Below are 14,641 nucleotides of genomic sequence, written 5' to 3'. Positions count from 1 at the left end.
CTAATCGTAGGCGGGCACCTCGACGAGCAGCTCCGGCACGAGCAGCACGATCAGGCGGTCGTCGACGCGCACGATCGCCTCGATCGCCGGGCTGGCGCCGTTGGCGACCGGCTCGAGCTGGTCGGCGACGACGGTGCGGACCTCGTCGACGTCGTCGACGGTCAGCCCGAAGCGGGTCCCGGAGACCTCGACGATGATGATCTTGCCCGGCTCGCCCTCGGGCGCGGCCACGCCGAGGACCTCGTCGAGCGCGTAGATCGGCACGATCGAGCCGCGCAGCCCGATCACGCCGCGCAGCCCGGTCTCGGTCGACGCGATCGTGCGCGGCTCGACGAAGCGGATGATCTCGCTGACCGAGTTGATCGGCAGCGCGTACTCCTCGCCGGCGAGGGCGAAGACGACCAGCTGACGCTCGTCGATCATCGGAGCCACCAGCGGAATGCCCGAAACCAGACGGTCGGTCCCTCAGCGACGGCTGCCGGGCTCCTCATCGCGCCTCCTCCGCGAGCTGGAAGCGGCCGACGAGGTCGCTCAGGAGCTGCGCGGTACCCGCCATCGCCTGCGCGGACGCGGCGATCTCCTGGCTCGAGGCGCTGGTCTCCTGCGTCGAGGCCGACACCTGCTCGGCCGACGCGCTGGACTCCTCGGCGACGCTCGCGACCTCGGTGATGTCGCTCTGGGCGCGCTCGGCCTCGGCCGCGATCTGGCCGACGGCGACCGTGATCTCGGCGACGCGGTCGTTCATCGTCCCCACGGCGGCCCCGATCAGCTCGAACGCCTCGCGCGTGTGCTCGACCGTGGCGACGCCCTCCTCGGTGCGGCGAGCGCCGTCCTGGACGACGTCCACCACGCGGCGGGTCTCGCTCTGGATCTCGCCGATGAGCGCGCAGATCTGCGCGGCGGCGTCCGAAGACTCCTCCGCCAGCTTGCGGACCTCTTCGGCGACGACAGCGAAGCCCTTGCCCTGCTCGCCGGCGCGGGCGGCCTCGATCGCGGCGTTGAGCGCGAGCAGGTTCGTCTGCTCGGCCAGGCCGGTGATGGTCGTGACGATCCCGCCGATGCGCTCGGACTTGGTGGCCAGGCCCTCGATCGCGACGCCGACCTGCGCGGATGCCTCGGCGACGGAGCGGATGGCATCGGTGGCCTGCTGGGCGGCAGCGACGCCGTCGCGGGAGGCGTCGTTGGCCTCCTCGGCGGCGCGGCTGGTCTCGGTCGCCAGCTCGGCGCTCGAGGCGGCGGCACGGCCGGCCTCGGTGACCGCGTCGCGAGCCGACTCGACCATGCGGATCTGGCGCTCGGCGCCCTGGGCGACGTCGGTGACCGCCGACGCGATCTCACCGACCGCGCGGCCGGCCTCCTCGGAGGTCGATGCCATCTGCTGCGACGCGGACGACACGCTCTCGGCCTGCAGCGAGACCTGGCCGATGACCTCGCCGAGGTCGCGACGAGACGGTCGAACGCGTTGCCCAGCAGGTCGTGCTCGGAGCGCGGGCGGACCTCGACGCTGAGGTCGCCGCCCGCCACGCGGTCGGCGGCGGCCGCCATCTCCTGGAGGTAGGCGACCATCTCGGCGAACGCCTCGCCGGTCTCGCCGAGCTCGTCCTTGGTGCGGATGTGGACGTCCTGGTTGACGTCGCCCTCGGAGATCCCACGCGCGGCGGCGCGGATCTGCCCGATGCCACGGGTGAGCGAACGCGAGAGCAGCCACGCGAGGCCGAGGCCGACGATCGCGGCGAGCGCGCCCATCGCGCTCGCGAGCGCCTTGGCCGACGAGTAGGCGCTCGCGGCCTGCTCGGCGTCGTGCTCGGCGTAGTCGGAGTTGAGCTTGGACCAGGCAGCGGTCTCCTTCTGGAGGCGGTCGAACGTGCCCTGCTGGTCGGTCATGAGCGCGAGCGCCTGCTCATCGGCGTTCTTGGCCGAAAGCACGGTGACCTGCGCCGTGCCCTGGTGGTAGCTCTTCCAGAGCTTGGACACCTCGGTCCAGTGCGCGCGGTCGTCGGCGTCGGTGATCGTGCTCTCGTACGCGGTGAGCGTGCGGTCGATGTTGGCCGCGAGCTCGTCGATCGTCTTCCCGGCGGCGGCGATCTGCGCCCGTCGAGCGACGTGATGTGCTTGTAGAGCATGCCGCGGTAGTCGGTCAGGTCGCTGTCGACGGAGCCGATCCGCGCGATCGACGGGATGTCGACGCTCGTGATCGTCTTCGTCTTGGCGTTCATCGAGCCCATGTTGGTCACGCCAAAGGCGCCGAGCAACTTTGTTCTGACCGTCAGCTTCATAGCCGGGCTATCGACCGAGACAACGTTCTCGGAAGACCGAACGCTAGTTTGATGACCATGGAGCATCGACAGCTCGGACGATCAGGACTGCGTGTCTCGGTGTTGGGTCTCGGAACGATGGGTTTCGGCGGCGCGGGCAAGTTCGCCCACGTCGGCGAACTCGACCTGCAGGCGGCCGGCCGGCAGATCGACCTGTGCCTCGACGCGGGCGTGACCTTCGTCGACACCGCCGACGTGTACTCGCAGGGCGCCTCGGAGGAGATCGTCGGCAAGGCGATCAAGGGCCGCCGCAACCGCATCACGCTCGCCACCAAGGTGCGCTTCTCGATGGGCGACGGCCCCAACGACGCGGGCCTCTCGCGCGCGCACATCATCAAGGCCTGCGAGGACAGCCTGCGCCGCCTCGGGACCGACTGGATCGACCTCTATCAGGTCCATGAGTGGGACGGCCAGACGCCGCTCGAGGAGACCCTCTCAGCGCTCGACACGCTCGTCCGCGACGGCAAGGTCCGGTATGTCGGCTGCTCCAACTACGCCGGTTGGCAGATGTCCAAGGCGCTCGGCACCTCCGCGCTGCACGGCTACCAGCCGTTCGTGTCCAACCAGGTCTACTACTCGCTGCAGGCCCGCGACGCCGAGTACGAGATCGTCCCGGCCGCGATCGATCAGGGCCTCGGCCTGCTGATCTGGAGCCCGCTGGCCGGCGGTCTGCTCTCGGGTAAGTACCGCCGCGACGTCGACGCGCCCGCCGGCTCGCGCCAGCTGACCGAGTGGGACGAGCCGCCCGTCCGCGACCAGGAGGGCCTGTATGACATCGTCGAGGCGCTGGTCGAGATCGGCGAGGCGCACGACGTCTCCGCCGCCCAGATCGCCCTCGCCTGGACGCTCGGCCGCCCGGGAGTGACATCACTGATCGTCGGCGCCCGCACCGAGGAGCAGCTCGCCGACAACCTGGCCGCGGTCGACGTCGTGCTCAGCGCCGACGAGCGGGCACGGCTCGACACGCTGAGCGCGCTGCCACTGCTGTACCCGTTCTGGCATCAGGCGGCGTCGGCGTCGGACCGGCTCAGCGAAGCCGACCTGACGCTGATCGGGCCGCACCTGCGCTAGGAGAGATCCAACACCGGGGTCGGCGAGGCGAGCTCGGTCGCCTCGCCGGTCGGGACGATCGCCGTCCCGAGCGCGAAGAACTCGATCACGTGCGAGCCCCAGCCGTGCGATCGCTCGGTGAGCTGCACGCCGACGATCCCCTCGGCCTGCAGCGACTCGGCCTCGGCCTGCATGCGCTCCATCGCCAGCTCGCGCGCGTCGTAGAGCGCCTGGGTGAAGTTCGGCATCTCCACGTTCTGGCCCATCTGCTTGAACGACTGCATCATGCCGCGGTGCGCGACGTGGTAGACGCAGGACCCCATGACCATGCCGACCGGGCGATGCCCGGTGCGCAGCAGCGTCCAGAAGTCCTGGCCGGAGAGATCGGACGTGAACGGGCGTCCGTTGGGCGCGCGGTGCAGCTCGCCCCCGCGGTGGCGGATCGCGGTGCCGATGGCGATGAACTCCGCCATGTCCTGGCCCCACTCGTAGCGGGTGATGTCGAGCCGCACGCCGACGATCCCGTCCGCGCCGAGCTGGTCGGCCTCCTCCTCCATCCGGGTCATCGCGAGCTCGCGGGCGGCGTACATCGCCTCCGAGAGCACCTGCATCTCCTCGCTGACCTTCCACGAGGACTGCTGGAAGCCGATGTGGTAGATCGACGAGCCGACGACGAGCCCGAGCGGGTCGAAGCCCGCGTCCTTGACCAGCAGGAACTCCGCCACCGAGAGGTCGGACGTGAACAGGCCGCGCTTGTTCTGCTCCAGCCGGCTGCGGCCCGCCTGCGGCACGCCTTCCAGGGAGGTCGGGTCGTAGCTGCTCATCGTCTCAGAACCACCTGTGGGTCGAGGGGGCGGTGCTCGCCGGCGGGCGCGATCGCCGTGCCGAGGATGTGGAAGGTCACGATCAGGTCCTCGCGGTTGCGCCCGGGCTTCTCGATCTCGCGGACCTCGATGTCATGCTCGATCGTCACGCCGACCAGCCCGCCGGCGCCGAGCTCGTGAGCTTGCGCCTGGGCGTGTTCGAGCGCCTGCTCGCGCGCGGCGTAGACGCCCTGGGTGAAGTCGACGAGCTCCTGGTTGGGCTGGAAGCGCTGCCACCCGCTGGTCGCCTGGCGGGTCGCGCTCCCGGGCACGATGTAGAAGACCGAGGTGCGGGCGACGATCCCGACCGGTCGGTAGCCGCAGCGGCGCAGCAGCGTGTAGTCCGGGAGCGAGAGATCGGTCAGGACCGGCGCGTCGCCGCCCTCGGGCAGGTGAACCGCGGTGCCGGTGACGGCGACCTCGATCTCACCGGCGAGGAACTCGTGCTGCTTCATCGAGAAGCTGACGTCGACGACGGCGTGGCAGCCCGCGAGCCGCGCCTCCTCCGCGAGCCGGCCGAGGGCGAGCGATCGGGCGTGGTTCCAGGCGTCGCTGAGCTGCCGCAGCTCGATCAGGCCCGCATCGGCGCCCCACGACGCGGTCGCCTGCATGTTCCGCCAGGCGACCTTGTACACGGAGCTGCCCATCACCTGGCAGATCGGGCGCACGCGCTCGCGGTGGCTGAGCGCGAAGTCGGCGATCGAGAGGCCCGACGTGAACGCGGTTCCGCCGCCGGCGAGCTCCCGGACGCGCTGCTCGGCCGCGAGCGGGATGCCGCCCGCCGCCACGCGCGCGATGTCGGTCGCGCGCGCCGGATCGTCGTCGTTCCCGCCGCCGCCTCGCAGCCGATCGAGGAAGCCCATCAGCCGACCAGGCGCTCCAGCGCCGTCCGCGCCGCCGTGCTGTCCTCGGCCAGCTCGCGCAGCTGCGCCGTCAACGCGTCGACCCACGCGTCGAGCTCGAGCGGCTGGCGCTTGATCACGACGCCGCGAACCTCCTGCGCCCGCGAAGCGGTCACCGCGCGGTCGCGGCGCTGCAGCGCGTACCGCTGATCGCCGAGTGTGACCTCGATCGCCTCGACCACCTTCTCGCGCGAGAGGAACCCCTTGGCCCGCCGCCGCACCTCGGTCTCGGCGGGCAGCGCCGACTCGAGCTTGGCGGCCAGCACCTCGACGAACACCCCGACCTCCGCGCCGTCGGCCCGAAGCGTCGAGGCGTCGAAGTCGAACGAGTCAGCGGGCACGCGGCCGCATGCTCGCGCTAGGGCGTGAGGTCTTGATGAACGTCGTCGAAGTCCTCCCGCACGGCCTCGAAGTAGGAGTTGCAGGCGTTGCACCGCCACTGGGCGGTGATGATCTGGCCGCCCCACTGGGCGACCCGCTCGACCTGCGCCGACGAACAGAACGGGCAGGTCATGTCAGGCGGCGGCGTTCGGGGTCCCAGCCGGAGAAGTCGGTGGGCTCCGGGAGGTCGACGGTGGCGCCCTCGGTCGCGAGGACCGCGGTCAGCCACGAACGGATCAACTCGCGCTGGTGGGCGCCGGTCTGCTTGACCTCGCCCGCCTCCAACGCGGCCGCGTAGGCCGGATCGTCGTCCGGGCCGAGCCACAGGGAGGCCTCCGCCCACGTCTCGCGCACGCGGGCGAGGAACGCGTCGCGCTGGTCGCCGCGGCACAGGCGCTTGGCCCAGGCCTCGCCATGGACGCGGTGCGAGCCCTCCTCCTGGAGGATCTTCTTCGCGCGCGCGGCCATCTGCTCGACGGTCGAGTCGACGCACGCGGCGACGAACGTCGTCAGCACGCCGTCGACGAGCAGGTTGGCGGCGATGAACGCGTTCCAGTCCGGCAGGTCGGAGTCGAGGAGCTTCATCCGGCGGTCGCCACCGGAGACCTCGTCGGTCTCGGTGCCGAGCGCCTTCAGCACGGGGTAGGTCGAGCGGGCGTGGCCGAGCTCGTCCTGGGCCATGGCGGCCGCGGCCACGGCGGACTCCAAAGTCGGCGCCGAAACGGCCCAGTCCGCGTAGCGACGGCCCAACGCGGCCTTGTTGTCGGCGAGCGAGGCGACGAGCGAGGCCATCGCGGTCTGCGTCGTGGTGGTCATGCCTTGATGGCCTCCCGGATGGCGGTGCGCGGGACGATGATCATGTGGATCCACGGCTGCTCGTCGTAGATCGAGCGGGCGGAGACGAGCGCGAGGTCCTCGTCGTCCTCGGTGACGGTGCCGACGTGGTGCAGCGGCTCCTCGTAGGCCTTGCGGGCGAAGACCTCCCAGACGGTTCCCCTACTCACTGCGCCACCCCCGGAATGCCCGAAACCGGGCGGTCGGTCCCTGCACGGCGTGGTCCGGGCTCCATCACGCCACGATCCCCAGCGAACGCATCTTGTCCCGTGCCTCCTCGCGGATCATCGACCGGGTCCACACCGGGTCCCACACGATCTCGATCCGGACCTCGTGGACCTCGGGCTCCTGCAGCAGCCGCTCGCGGATGTCGTCCTGGATGAACTCCATCGCGGGGCAGCCCATCGCGGTGAACGTGAGCTTGACGTCGACGACGCCGGCGTCGTAGGCCAGGTCGACGATCAGGCCCATGCCGACCACCGAGATCGGGATCTCGGGGTCCTCGACCTCGCGCAGCGCGGACCACAACCGAGCTTCGACGGTCATCCGCGATACCCCTTCTGGAGCTTCGCGACATAGGTCTCGTTCATCGGCCCGCGGCCCTTCCAGCGGACCATGACCTCGTCCCACGAGATCTCCGTGCCGCCCCAGGTCTTCGTGTCGGAGTCGAACTGCTGCGGGAACGGGCAGTCGATCACGTAGCGATCGGTGGCCTCGTCGTAGTGGGCGGGGACCTCGAGGCCGACCTCGTCCATGAACGGGACGACGTGCCCCATCCAGTCCTGGCGCAGCTCGTCGTTGGACTTGCCCTTGAAGCCGTACTCGAGCTGGATGCCGTGCTTCTTGCGCTCGTCCGGCAGGCCGAACCACTCCAGGGTCAGGATGAACATCCAGTCCAGCGAGGACTGCAACCGAGCCTTGTCGGCCGGGTCGGCGGCGAGCTTCTTCACCCACGTGCGCCCGTGGCGCAGGTGGAAGGTCTCCTCCTTGTCGACCTTGGCCAGCGCGCGCTTCCACGGCCCGAAGGTCGAGTGCTGGTGCACGTCGCTCAAGAGCACGAACCCGGCCTGGTCGTACAGCGCGTTGGCCAGGACCATCTCGTACCAGCTGTCGAGCGGCACGTCGAACGCGTACGGGTACTTGAAGGCCGACGGCTCGCGCTCGTAGATCAGCGCCTGCATGTCGACGCCGAGGTCACCCAGCAGCCGGTAGCCGATGTGGGCGTGGGCGAGCTCGTCCTGGATGATCGAGACCGCGGAGCCGAAGTTGTTCAACGCGGGCGCGTGCGCGGCCGCGCGCAGGTACGCGGGCGCTGAGACCAGCTCGGTGTCGGCGGACACGGTGAGGATGCGCCGGATGCCCTTCAGGTACTCCGGCGACATGTGCTGCAGCCCCTCGACCAGCTTGCCGGCGGCGAGATGCGCGCGGACCTCGTCCTCGGTGCGAGGCGCGAGTTCCTCGACGGTGGCGGTCAATGTGCTCTCCTCACGTGTGACAAAGAATTGACGAACGCCAGCGTATCGTCTAGTCTGGGCACCGTCAAGGCGTTGGCGAGGAGAACCCGTGAGCATTCAGACCCTGATCGAGGCCGGTCCGTTCATCGCCGGGACGGCGGAATCGCTGTCCGGCGAGCAACGGGAGATCACGAACCCGGGCACTGGCGAGCTGGTCGGGCGGGTCACCGACGCCACGGCGCAGGACGCCGATCGGGCGGTGGCTGCCGCACAGGCGGCATTCAGGGACTGGGCCCGGCTCGGCTACGCCGACCGCGGCAGGATCATCCACGCGTGCGCGGAGGCCTTCGAGGCGCACGTGGACGAGCTTACGCCGATCCTCGTCGCCGAGCAGGGCAAGACGATCCGCGAGGCCAAGATCGAGCTGCACAAGGCGGCCGACACGCTCGAGCACTACGCGGGTCTCTCGCGCCAGGTGCGCGGGATCAGCGTCCACAACGTCGACCCCGGCGTCGAGGCACGCACGCTGCGCCGCCCGCTCGGCGTCGTCGCCGCGATCGTCCCGTGGAACTTCCCGACGACGCTGCTGTGCAACAAGCTCGGCCCGGCCTTCCTCGCCGGGAACACGGTCGTCGCCAAGCCCGCGGACACGACGCCGTTCACGACCCTGCGCCTCGCCGAGATCTTCCACGAGGCCGGTCTGCCCGCGGGCGTGTTGAACGTCGTCCCCGGCGCGGGGGCGGTGGTGGGCGAGGCGCTCGTCACGCACTCGGGCGTGCGCAAGGTCGCCTTCACAGGCTCCACGCCGGTGGGTGAGCGCGTGCACGCGCTCGCCGCGGCCGGGTCCAAGCGCGTGACGCTCGAGCTCGGCGGCAGCGACCCCATGATCATCTGCGACGACGCCGACCTCAAGAAGGCCGCGAGCGCCGCGGCGATGGGCCGCTTCTACAACTGCGGCCAGGCGTGCCTGGCGATCAAGCGGCTCTACGTCTTCGAGAGCGTCGCGGATGAGGTCATCGAGGCCGTCGCGGCGAAGGCCAAGCGCCTGCGGGTGGGGATCGGCAGCGACGCCGACTCCCAGCTCGGGCCGATGCACACCGAGAAGCAGCGGGCGATCATGGAGCGCCAGATCGCGGAGTCCGGTGGCGAGATCCTCGCCGGCGGCGGGCGGCCGGAGGGCCTGGAGAAGGGCTGGTTCCACGAGCCGACGGTCGTTCTCGAGCCCGGCAGGGACTCGCCGATGGCGCGCGAGGAGGTCTTCGGCCCCGCGCTGCCGATCTGGCGGGTGAAGGACCTCGACGAGGCGATCGAGCTGGCCAACGACTCGCCGTTCGGCCTCGGCTCCTCGCTGTGGACGAGCAGTCTGCAGACGGCGGAGCGCGTCGCGGCCGAGCTCGACTGCGGCTACACCTGGATCAACTCGCCGACCAAGGTCTACGACGAGCTCCCGTTCGGCGGCCTGAAGGCCTCCGGCTACGGCAAGGAGCACGGCTCCGAGGCGCTGGACTACTACACCGACACGAAGTCCGTCGTCGTCAAGCGCGCGCTGTAGCGTCAGCGGCGTGCAGGTCCTCTGGAGTCCAGACGGCCGGGACAGCGCGATGCGGCGCTTCGCGGAGCGCAACGGCTTCGCGGACTTCGACGCGCTCCAGCGCTGGTCGGTGACGGACCTCGAGGGCTTCTGGGGCGCGCTGGCGGACTTCTACGACGTCGACCTGGACGCCGAGCGGGTGCTGGGCTCGCGCGACATGCCCGGGGCCGAGTGGTTCCCGGGCGCGACGCTCAACTACGCCGAGCGCCTGCTGGATGGCCGCGACGGCGTCGTGGTCGTCGCGCGACCCGGAACCGACCTGACGTGGGCGCAGCTGCGCGGGCGCGTGGCGAACGCCCGCGCGGGCCTGAAGGCGCTCGGGGTGGGCAAGGGGGATCGCGTCGTCGCCTACCTGCCCAACGTCCCCGACACGCTGGTCGCGTTCCTGGCGACCGCGAGCCTCGGCGCGATCTGGGCCGCGGTCTCGCCCGAGTTCGGCCCGCGGTCGGTGATCGACCGCTTCGCGTCAAGTCGAGCCGAAGGTGCTGCTGGCCGTCGAGGGCTACACGCACCGCGGACGCGAGATCGACCGCCGCGCCGAGCTGGAGGCGATCCGCGCCGGCCTGCCGACGCTCGAACACGCGCTGACCGAGCTGCCCTCCGGGACGGGCGAGCTCGCCTTCGAGCCGGTGCCCTTCGACCACCCGCTCTACGTCCTCTTCTCCTCCGGCACGACCGGGCTGCCGAAGCCGATCGTGCACGGCCACGGCGGCATCCTGCTCGAGCACCTCAAGAACCTCGGGCTCACGTGGGACATCCAGCCCGGCGACCGGCTCCTGCAGCCGACGACGACCGCGTGGATGATGTGGAACGCGCTCGTCAGCGCGCCGCTGCTCGGCGCGTCGATCGTCCTGTACGACGGCGACGTCGCGTGGCCGGAGCTCGACCAGCTGTGGCGCGTGGCGGAGGAGACCGAGGCGACGATCGTGGGCGTCAGCCCCGCCTACCTGATGGCCTGCCGGAAGGCCGCCGTCAGGATTCCCAAGGGCCGGATCACCCGCCTCGCCACCGCGGGCTCGCCGCTCCCGCCCGAGGGCTACGACTACGTCTACGAGCAGCTCGGCCCCGACGTGCTGCTGATCAACGGCTCCGGTGGGACCGACGTGTGCAGCGCGATCGTCTCCGGCTGCCCGATGCTTCCCGTGTACCGCGGCGAGATCGCGGGCCGCTGCCTCGGCGTCGACACCGCCGCCTACGACCTCGACGCAAACGAGCTCGTCGGCGAGCTGGGGGAGCTGGTGATCCGGCAGCCGATGCCGTCGATGCCGGTGGCGTTCTGGGGCGACGAGGACGGATCGCGCTACCGCGCCGCCTACTTCGACATGTACCCGGGCGTCTGGCGCCAGGGGGACTGGGTGCGGTTCTCGGAGCAGGGGACCTGTGTCATCACCGGGCGCTCGGACGCGACGCTCAACCGCGGCGGTGTCCGGATGGGGACGAGCGAGCTCTACGGCGTCGTCGAGGAGTTCGCCGAGGTGCAGGACAGCCTCGTCGTGCACTTGGAGGACGACGGCGGCGGCTCAGGGGAGTTGTTGCTGTTCGTCGTCGCCGAGGGGCTCGACGACGACCTGCGCTCGCGGATCGCGCGGGCGCTGCGGTCCGAGCTCTCGCCGCGCCACGTGCCGGACACGATCGCCGCTGTCCCGGCGATCCCGCGCACGCTGACCGGCAAGAAGCTCGAGGCCCCCGTCAAGCGCATCCTGTGCGGGGCGGCGGCCGATGAAGTGGCATCGAGAGGCGCGTTGCTGGACCCACTTGCCCTCGATGCGTTCGTGCAGTTCAGTGAGGGGATGAGGAGAGAACGATGACCGTCGTACAGCCACGGTTGGCGCCACCGCAGATCGTCAGCACCGACCTGCCGGACGGCAGTCGCGTCCTGCGCAGCACGATGGAGCTCGAGCCCTACGAGGCCAGCCTCGGCGTCCTGCTGCGGCGCTGGGCGGCCGAGCGGCCGGACCACGTCTTCCTCGCCGAGCGTGGCGGCGACGGCGAGTGGGTCAACCTCACGTGGGGCGACGCGAACCGCCAGGCGACGTCGATCGCGCAGGCGCTGCTGGACCGCGGCCTCGGCCCGCAGCGGCCGCTGATGATCCTGTCGGGCAACGCGCTCGACCACGCGCTGCTGACGCTCGGCGGCTTCCTCGCCGGCGTGCCCGTGGTCCCGGTCTCGCCCGCCTACTCGCTGATGAGCCAGGACTTCGGCAAGGTCAAGCACATCGCCGCCCTCGTCAAGCCGGGGCTGGTCTACGCGGCCGACGCGGCGCCGTTCGGCGGCGTGCTGAGCGCGGTCGACTTCGGCGGCGCGGAGATCGTCCTCACCAAGGGCACCGGCGCGACCGCGTTCGGCGAGCTCGTCGACACGCCCGCGACCGAGGACGTCGAGCGCGCGCTGGCCGGCGTCGGGCCGGAGAGCCTCGCGAAGGTCCTGTTCACGTCCGGCTCCACGGCGATGCCCAAGGGCGTCCTGAACACCCACGGGATGCTCGTCGCCAACCAGCAGTCGCTGGCCCAGATCTGGCCGTTCACCGACGACACGCCGCCGGTGCTCGTCGACTGGCTGCCCTGGAACCACACGTTCGGCGGCAACCACAACTTCAACCTGATCCTCAAGCGCGGCGGGACGATGTACATCGACGCGGGCCGGCCCGCGCCGCCGCTGATCCCGATCACGGTCTCCAACCTGACGGAGATCGCGCCGACGATCTACTTCAACGTCCCCGCGGGCTACGGCGCGCTGCTGCCGTTCCTGGAGCGCGACGCCGACCTGCGCGCCCGCTTCTTCGAGCGCCTGGACCTGATCTTCTACGCCGCGGCCGCGCTGCCGCAGGACCTCTGGACGCGGCTCGAGAACGTCGCCCGCGAGGAGCGCGGCGAGCCGGTGATGATGACGTCGAGCTGGGGCCTGACGGAGACCTCGCCGCTGGCGACCGCCGCGCACTTCCCGATCGACCGCGCGGGCGTGATCGGCGTCCCGGTGCCGGGCGTCGAGATCAAGCTGACGCCGGTCGAGGGCAAGCTCGAGATGCGGGTGAAGGGGCCGAACGTGACGCAGGGCTACCTCGCCCAGCCCGAGCTCAACGAGAAGGCGTTCGACGAGGACGGCTGGTACCGCACGGGCGACGCCGGCAAGCTCGAGGACCCCGAGGACCCGAACAAGGGCCTCGTCTTCGACGGCCGCGTGGTCGAGGACTTCAAGCTCACGACCGGCACGTTCGTCTCGGTCGGCAACCTGCGGATCGCCGCGCTCGCGGCCGCCTCGCCGCTGCTGATGGACGCGGTCGTCTGCGGCCACGACCGCGACTACGTGGCGTTGCTCGCGTGGCCGAACGTCGGCGCGGCGAAGGAGATCGCGGGCGAGCCGGACGCCGGGGCCGAGGAGCTGGTCCGCTCACCGAAGCTGGCCGAGTTCCTGCGCGAGCGCTTTATCGCCTACAACCGAGCGAACCCCGCGTCCTCGATGCGGGTGGAGCGGGTGGTCCTGCTGGCCGAGCCGCCGTCGCTGGACGCCAACGAGATCACCGACAAGGGCTACGTCAACCAGCGCGCCGCGCTCGAGCGCCGCGCGGTCCACGTCGCCGCGCTGTTCGCCGACGAGCCGGGAGTCGAGGTGATCATCTGCCGGTAACGGAACTCATGGCCGACCCGACGGATTCCGGCGGGCCCCGCCCGTCGATCTGGCCGGCGATCCGCCGATCTCGGCCATGAGTCCCGTCGGGATGCCCCCGACCGGCGACGAGGTCGTCGGCGAAGCGGACTGCCTGGACGGCGTGCTCGGCTTCGAGGTCGTCTCGATCGGCGACGGGGAGGCGGTCGCGCGCTTCCCGATCGCCGATCGCGTCCGCCAGCGGTTCGGGCTCGTCCACGGCGGCGCCTACGCGGCGCTGGCGGAGATGATCGCCACCGAGGCGACGGTCAAGCACGTCCATCCCGAGGGGTTCGCCGCGATGGGGACCGCCAACGACACCAGCTTCCTCAAGCCCGCGCGCGGGGAGTGGATCACGGCCCGCGCCCGGGCGCGGCACCGCGGCCGCACCACGTGGGTCTGGGAGATCGACCACACCGATTCCGAAGACCGGCTCGTCGCGGTGAGCCGGGTCACGATTGCAGTGAGGCCCAAGTGAAGTTCGAGAACGCATACATCCCGTTGAACGCCGCCTGGTCGTCGCCGTTCGTGCGCTGGCAGGGGCCGGCGGCCGAGGTCTCGAGCCTCAACGTCGCCGCTCAGGTGACGAAGCGGGCACTCGACGAGCGAGAGATCGGCGAGATCGACGAGCTCGTGCTCGGCCTGACGGTCCCGCAGAAGGAGTCCTTCTACGGCGCTCCGACGCTGGCCGCCAGGCTCGGCCTCGACGCGGTCAGCGGGCCGCTGATCATGCAGGCGTGCGCGACGTCGGTCGCCGCGATCCACGCCGCCGCGTCCGGCGGGACCGGCACCCGCCTCGTCGTCCTCACCGACCGCACGAGCAACGGCCCGCACGTCGTCTACCCGTCCGCGAAGGCACCCGGCGGGACGCCGCAGAGCGAGAACTGGGTCATGGACTCCTTCGGGTGCGACCCGAACACCGGCGAGGGCATGCTGGCCACCGCCGAGCGCGTCGCCGAGCAGGGCGGCTTCTCCAAGGCCGAGGTCGACGCCGTCACGGCCCGCCGCTGGGAGCAGTACGAGGAGTCGCTGAACGGCTTCCAGGAGCGCTGGATGGTCCCGATCACCGTCAAGCGCGACGAGATCGCCGCCGATTGGGGCATCCGCCCCGCGCCGCTCGACACGCTCGCGGGATTGAAGCCCGTGACGCAGGGCGGCGTCGTCTCCTACGGCTCCCAGACGCACCCGGCCGACGGCTGCGCCGGCCTGATCGTCACGTCCGCGCCCGCCGAGGTGAAGATCCTCAGCTCCGGCTTCGCCCGCGTCGCCCGCGGCGAGATGCCCAAGGCGCCCGTCCCGGCCGCCCAGGCGGCGCTCGACGACGCCGGCCTGACCCTCGACCAGATCGACCTCATCAAGACCCACAACCCGTTCGCGGTCAACGACCTCTGGTTCGCCCGCGAGACCGGCGCCGACCTGGACGCGATGAACCCGTACGGATGCTCGCTGATCTACGGCCACCCGCAGGGCCCCACCGGCGCCCGCGGCATCGTCGAGCTGATCTGGGCGCTGCACGACCGCGGCGGCGGTCGCGGCCTGTTCACCGGCTGCGCCGCCGGCGACACCGGCGCCGCGCTGGTCGTCGAAGTCGGCTGACCCAGCAGGCCT

General features: G+C 71.0%; 15 protein-coding genes and 2 pseudogenes. 6 read left to right on the top strand and 11 right to left on the bottom strand.

Going from position 1 to position 14,641, the window contains the following annotated elements; genetic code table 11:
* From G569_RS47435 to G569_RS66305, 3 genes and pseudogenes are all read right to left on the bottom strand, one after another.
* Window positions 1–423 (bottom strand): chemotaxis protein CheW, encoded by a 423-nt coding sequence (locus G569_RS47435; RefSeq protein ID WP_053226186.1) that lies wholly within the window; start codon window positions 421–423, stop codon window positions 1–3.
* 64 nt (window positions 424–487) lie between these two features.
* The gene (locus G569_RS47430) at window positions 488–1,375 is read right to left on the bottom strand and encodes a methyl-accepting chemotaxis protein (protein ID WP_157591956.1); all 888 of its coding nucleotides are present in this window, start codon (window positions 1,373–1,375) and stop codon (window positions 488–490) included.
* A gap of 125 nt (window positions 1,376–1,500) precedes the next feature.
* Window positions 1,501–2,043 (bottom strand): annotated as a pseudogene (locus G569_RS66305) (HAMP domain-containing protein); the annotation flags it as partial.
* A gap of 290 nt (window positions 2,044–2,333) precedes the next feature.
* Between G569_RS66305 and G569_RS0111085 the strand changes: the two are divergent.
* Window positions 2,334–3,386, top strand: a complete 1,053-nt coding sequence (locus tag G569_RS0111085) for an aldo/keto reductase (protein WP_028063463.1) — start codon at window positions 2,334–2,336, stop codon at window positions 3,384–3,386.
* Here G569_RS0111085 and G569_RS0111080 read toward each other — a convergent pair.
* The 8 genes from G569_RS0111080 to G569_RS0111045 all read right to left on the bottom strand — a co-directional run bounded on the left by G569_RS0111080 (window position 3,383) and on the right by G569_RS0111045 (window position 7,820).
* Entirely contained in the window at window positions 3,383–4,189 is an 807-nt protein-coding gene (locus G569_RS0111080; RefSeq protein WP_028063462.1) for a heavy metal-binding domain-containing protein, read from the bottom strand. The two genes, G569_RS0111085 and G569_RS0111080, sit on opposite strands and share 4 nt — an antisense overlap.
* The gene (locus G569_RS0111075; protein WP_028063461.1) at window positions 4,186–5,091 is read right to left on the bottom strand and encodes a heavy metal-binding domain-containing protein; all 906 of its coding nucleotides are present in this window, start codon (window positions 5,089–5,091) and stop codon (window positions 4,186–4,188) included. Before G569_RS0111075 ends, G569_RS0111080 begins: the two co-directional genes overlap by 4 nt.
* Window positions 5,091–5,471, bottom strand: coding sequence for a hypothetical protein (locus G569_RS0111070; protein WP_028063460.1), 381 nt, complete (start codon window positions 5,469–5,471; stop codon window positions 5,091–5,093). The genes G569_RS0111075 and G569_RS0111070 overlap by 1 nt, the downstream gene beginning before the upstream one ends.
* Before the next feature lie 17 nt (window positions 5,472–5,488).
* Window positions 5,489–5,644, bottom strand: coding sequence for a PaaD-like zinc ribbon domain-containing protein (locus tag G569_RS62415; RefSeq protein WP_157591955.1), 156 nt, complete (start codon window positions 5,642–5,644; stop codon window positions 5,489–5,491).
* Window positions 5,641–6,327: a Phenylacetic acid catabolic protein gene (locus G569_RS57735; protein ID WP_053226184.1), complete on the bottom strand. Its 687-nt coding sequence runs from the start codon at window positions 6,325–6,327 to the stop codon at window positions 5,641–5,643. The genes G569_RS62415 and G569_RS57735 overlap by 4 nt, the downstream gene beginning before the upstream one ends.
* Window positions 6,324–6,515, bottom strand: a complete 192-nt coding sequence (locus tag G569_RS0111055; protein ID WP_028063459.1) for a hypothetical protein — start codon at window positions 6,513–6,515, stop codon at window positions 6,324–6,326. Before G569_RS0111055 ends, G569_RS57735 begins: the two co-directional genes overlap by 4 nt.
* A gap of 64 nt (window positions 6,516–6,579) precedes the next feature.
* Complete coding sequence (locus G569_RS0111050) at window positions 6,580–6,891, bottom strand: metal-sulfur cluster assembly factor (RefSeq protein WP_028063458.1); 312 nt, start codon at window positions 6,889–6,891, stop codon at window positions 6,580–6,582.
* On the bottom strand, window positions 6,888–7,820 hold the full coding sequence (locus tag G569_RS0111045) for a Phenylacetic acid catabolic protein (RefSeq protein ID WP_028063457.1): 933 nt from the start codon (window positions 7,818–7,820) through the stop codon (window positions 6,888–6,890). Before G569_RS0111045 ends, G569_RS0111050 begins: the two co-directional genes overlap by 4 nt.
* Window positions 7,821–7,908: 88 nt before the next feature.
* Between G569_RS0111045 and G569_RS0111040 the strand changes: the two genes are divergently transcribed.
* The 5 genes and pseudogenes from G569_RS0111040 to G569_RS0111020 all read left to right on the top strand — a co-directional run bounded on the left by G569_RS0111040 (window position 7,909) and on the right by G569_RS0111020 (window position 14,629).
* Complete coding sequence (locus tag G569_RS0111040) at window positions 7,909–9,351, top strand: aldehyde dehydrogenase family protein (RefSeq protein WP_211232955.1); 1,443 nt, start codon at window positions 7,909–7,911, stop codon at window positions 9,349–9,351.
* A 49-nt stretch (window positions 9,352–9,400) separates the two neighbouring features.
* Window positions 9,401–11,198, top strand: a pseudogene (locus tag G569_RS47420) (acetoacetate--CoA ligase).
* On the top strand, window positions 11,195–13,015 hold the full coding sequence (locus G569_RS0111030; RefSeq protein WP_028063455.1) for a feruloyl-CoA synthase: 1,821 nt from the start codon (window positions 11,195–11,197) through the stop codon (window positions 13,013–13,015). Before G569_RS47420 ends, G569_RS0111030 begins: the two are co-directional and overlap by 4 nt.
* A gap of 76 nt (window positions 13,016–13,091) precedes the next feature.
* Complete coding sequence (locus G569_RS0111025) at window positions 13,092–13,511, top strand: PaaI family thioesterase (protein WP_084284686.1); 420 nt, start codon at window positions 13,092–13,094, stop codon at window positions 13,509–13,511.
* Window positions 13,508–14,629 carry a thiolase family protein gene (locus tag G569_RS0111020; protein ID WP_028063453.1) on the top strand — a complete coding sequence of 374 codons (1,122 nt, stop codon included), beginning with the start codon at window positions 13,508–13,510 and terminating at the stop codon, window positions 14,627–14,629. The genes G569_RS0111025 and G569_RS0111020 overlap by 4 nt, the downstream gene beginning before the upstream one ends.
* The last annotated feature ends 12 nt before the right edge of the window (window positions 14,630–14,641 follow it).

Origin of the sequence: Solirubrobacter soli DSM 22325 (assembly GCF_000423665.1) — a bacterium.
In the GTDB taxonomy this organism is placed as follows: domain Bacteria; phylum Actinomycetota; class Thermoleophilia; order Solirubrobacterales; family Solirubrobacteraceae; genus Solirubrobacter; species Solirubrobacter soli.
The sequence above is the reverse complement of the archived record's forward strand: the minus strand, read 5'-3'. Positions and strand labels throughout refer to the sequence as shown.

Excerpts from the sequence above, each read along its gene's own strand:
- G569_RS0111050 (WP_028063458.1), bottom strand. The coding sequence starts at position 6,891 with ATGACCGTCGAAGCTCGGTTGTGGTCCGCGCTGCGCGAGGTCGAGGAC.
- G569_RS0111080 (WP_028063462.1), bottom strand. The coding sequence starts at position 4,189 with ATGAGCAGCTACGACCCGACCTCCCTGGAAGGCGTGCCGCAGGCGGGC.
- G569_RS0111085 (WP_028063463.1), top strand. The coding sequence starts at position 2,334 with ATGGAGCATCGACAGCTCGGACGATCAGGACTGCGTGTCTCGGTGTTG.
- G569_RS62415 (WP_157591955.1), bottom strand. The coding sequence starts at position 5,644 with ATGACCTGCCCGTTCTGTTCGTCGGCGCAGGTCGAGCGGGTCGCCCAG.
- G569_RS0111025 (WP_084284686.1), top strand. The coding sequence starts at position 13,092 with ATGAGTCCCGTCGGGATGCCCCCGACCGGCGACGAGGTCGTCGGCGAA.
- G569_RS0111030 (WP_028063455.1), top strand. The coding sequence starts at position 11,195 with ATGACCGTCGTACAGCCACGGTTGGCGCCACCGCAGATCGTCAGCACC.
- G569_RS0111075 (WP_028063461.1), bottom strand. The coding sequence starts at position 5,091 with ATGGGCTTCCTCGATCGGCTGCGAGGCGGCGGCGGGAACGACGACGAT.
- G569_RS47430 (WP_157591956.1), bottom strand. The coding sequence starts at position 1,375 with ATGGCATCGACCTCCGAGGAGGCCGGCCGCGCGGTCGGTGAGATCGCG.
- G569_RS47435 (WP_053226186.1), bottom strand. The coding sequence starts at position 423 with ATGATCGACGAGCGTCAGCTGGTCGTCTTCGCCCTCGCCGGCGAGGAG.
- G569_RS57735 (WP_053226184.1), bottom strand. The coding sequence starts at position 6,327 with ATGACCACCACGACGCAGACCGCGATGGCCTCGCTCGTCGCCTCGCTC.